The organism is Streptomyces flavofungini (assembly GCF_041028215.1).
GTDB classification, from domain to species: Bacteria; Actinomycetota; Actinomycetes; order Streptomycetales; family Streptomycetaceae; genus Streptomyces; species Streptomyces flavofungini_B.
Genome location: NZ_JASKYR010000872.1, coordinates 1 through 2,726, shown reverse-complemented (window position 1 = coordinate 2,726; position 2,726 = coordinate 1). Strand labels below are relative to the sequence as shown.

At 69.9% G+C, this 2,726-nt stretch carries 2 protein-coding genes; one reads left to right on the top strand and one right to left on the bottom strand.

The features are described 5' to 3' along the window. A partial coding sequence (gene glmS, locus AB8Z36_RS35825; RefSeq protein ID WP_369217566.1) for a glutamine--fructose-6-phosphate transaminase (isomerizing) occupies positions 1-1,601 on the top strand: 1,601 nt, incomplete at its 5' end. A gap of 244 nt (positions 1,602-1,845) precedes the next feature. Here glmS and AB8Z36_RS35820 read toward each other — a convergent pair. Continuing rightward, positions 1,846-2,370, bottom strand: coding sequence for a universal stress protein (locus AB8Z36_RS35820; protein WP_355819833.1), 525 nt, complete (start codon positions 2,368-2,370; stop codon positions 1,846-1,848). Positions 2,371-2,726: the final 356 nt, after the last annotated feature.

The following is a 2,726-nucleotide window of genomic DNA, read 5'->3' as shown; positions in this document are numbered from 1 at the left end:
CCCGCTGGGCCACCCACGGCGCCCCCTCCGACGAGAACGCCCACCCCCACCTGGACGCCGACGAGAAGGTCGCCGTCGTCCACAACGGCATCATCGACAACGCCTCCGAGCTGCGCGCCAAGCTCACCGCCGACGGCGTCGAGTTCCTCTCCGAGACCGACACCGAGGTCCTCACCCACCTGATCGCCCGCTCCCAGGCGGACACCCTGGAGGAGAAGGTCCGCGAGGCCCTGCGGCACATCGAGGGCACGTACGGCATCGCCGTCCTGCACGCCGATTTCAACGACCGCATCGTCGTCGCCCGTAACGGCTCCCCGGTCGTCCTCGGCATCGGCGAGAAGGAGATGTTCGTCGCCTCGGACGTCGCCGCGCTCGTCTCCCACACCCGCCAGGTCGTCACCCTCGACGACGGCGAGATGGCCACCATCAAGGCCGACGACTACCGCACGTACACCACCGAGGGCTCGCGCACCACCGCCTCGCCGACCACCGTGGAGTGGGAGGCCGAGTCGTACGACATGGGCGGCCACGACACATACATGCACAAGGAGATCTGCGAGCAGCCCGACGCGGTGGACCGCGTGCTGCGTGGCCGCATCGACGACCGCTTCTCCACCGTGCACCTCGGCGGCCTCAACCTCGACGCGCACGACGCCCGCAAGGTGCGCCGCGTCAAGATCCTCGGCTGCGGCACCTCGTACCACGCGGGCATGATCGGCGCCCAGATGATCGAGGAGCTGGCCCGCATCCCCGCCGACGCGGAGCCCGCCTCCGAGTTCCGCTACCGCAACGCGGTCGTCGACCCCGACACGCTCTACGTCGCCGTCTCCCAGTCCGGCGAGACCTACGACGTGCTCGCCGCCGTCCAGGAGCTCAAGCGCAAGGGCGCCCGCGTCCTCGGCGTGGTGAACGTCGTCGGCTCCGCCATCGCGCGCGAGGCGGACGCGGGCGTGTACGTGCACGCGGGCCCCGAGGTCTGCGTGGTCTCCACCAAGTGCTTCACCAACACGACCGTCGCCTTCGCCCTGCTCGCCCTGCACCTGGGCCGCATCCGCGACCTCTCGGCCGCCGACGGCAAGCGGATCATCGAGGGCCTGCGGAAGCTGCCCGGACAGATCTCGGAGATCCTCAAGCGCGAGGACGAGATCAAGAAGATCGCCAAGAGCTACGCCGAGGCCCGCTCGATGCTCTTCATCGGGCGCGTGCGCGGCTACCCCGTCGCCCGCGAGGCCTCCCTCAAGCTCAAGGAGGTCTCCTACATCCACGCCGAGGCCTACCCCGCGTCCGAGCTGAAGCACGGCCCGCTCGCGCTCATCGAGCCCGCGCTGCCCACCGTCGCGATCGTCCCCGACGACGACCTCCTGGAGAAGAACCGCGCCGCCCTTGAGGAGATCAAGGCCCGCAGCGGCAAGATCCTCGCGGTCGCGCACCAGGAGCAGGAGAAGGCCGACCAGACGATCGTCGTGCCGAAGAACGAGAACGAGCTGGACCCGATCCTCATGGGCATCCCGCTGCAACTCCTCGCCTACCACACCGCGTTGGCACTCGGCCGGGACATCGACAAGCCGCGCAACCTGGCGAAGTCCGTGACCGTGGAGTAGCCGGACGGCCGGGGAAAATGAACGGCTCCCCGCGTGTGCCACCAGCGCGCGGGGAGCCGTTCCTCAAGGGCCGGGGTCGCCCATTACCCCGACCCGCGCCCGCATCGACCGGTAGCCGTCACCCCCGGCCGGCAGGGCGGTGTGCCGGCGTCGTTTATGTACCCCCGACGGGCGGGCGCGGCACCTCTACGCGCTAGTAGATTTATCTGCCCTGAAGCAGCCTGTCGCCCGAAGGGGCGTACGGCTACGGGATGACGATGACCGGACGCTGCGCACGGCGCGCGAGACGGCCCGCGACGGAGCCGAAGATGCGCCCCACGATGCCGTGCGTGGAGCCGACGACGATCGCGTCCGCGCTGTACTCGTGGCCGACCTCCTCCAGCTCGTGACAGATGTCGCCGCCGCGCTCGACCAGGATCCACGGCACCTCGGAGAGATAGTCCGCGCAGGCCAGCTCAAGGCCGAGCACTTCGGTGCGGTGGTCGGGGACGTCGACGAAGACCGGGGGCTCGCACCCCGCCCACACCGTGGTGGGCAGCCGGTTGGCGACGTGGACGATGATCAGGCCCGATCCCGAGCGGTGGGCCATCCCGATCGCGTAGGCGAGGGCCCGCTCACTGGAGGTCGAGCCGTCGAAGCCGACGACGACACCGTGCCGGAAGGCGGGATCGCAGGAGTGACGTGGTTCTTCCGCCGCCTGGGGGGTCGCTGTCGGATCGGCGACCTGCCGCTTGCGGTCCGCGGGTTCGGAGAATTCGTGACCGGCCATGGGTGTCTCGGCGAAGGAGTCCTCTGCGGGAGGGTCGGCTTTCGGGTGCTGCGTCAGGATCGGGAGCGGGAAGGTCGTCCGGGAATCATCTTCCCAAGCCCATACCCCCAAGGGTACGGCGACACTCCTCTCCTGCCCAGAGCCTGCGAAGGGCCCGTCAGGGCCCCCTGCCAAGGCCTGCACAGGGCCGCCCGGCGTTCACCGGAGCATGCATGAGCCACGCCCGTATGGCAATGGTTGCTGCCACGTACAGGCGGTTTGCCCACCCGTCCGGCGGCCACCGGATGGCTCGCCAGTGACCGCCCGCCCGACCGCGCGTTGAACCCCGGTACGCCACCGCCACAGGGAGCACGCCG

Coding starts and splice junctions, on each gene's coding strand:
- AB8Z36_RS35820 (WP_355819833.1), bottom strand. CDS start 2,370: ATGGCCGGTCACGAATTCTCCGAACCCGCGGACCGCAAGCGGCAGGTC.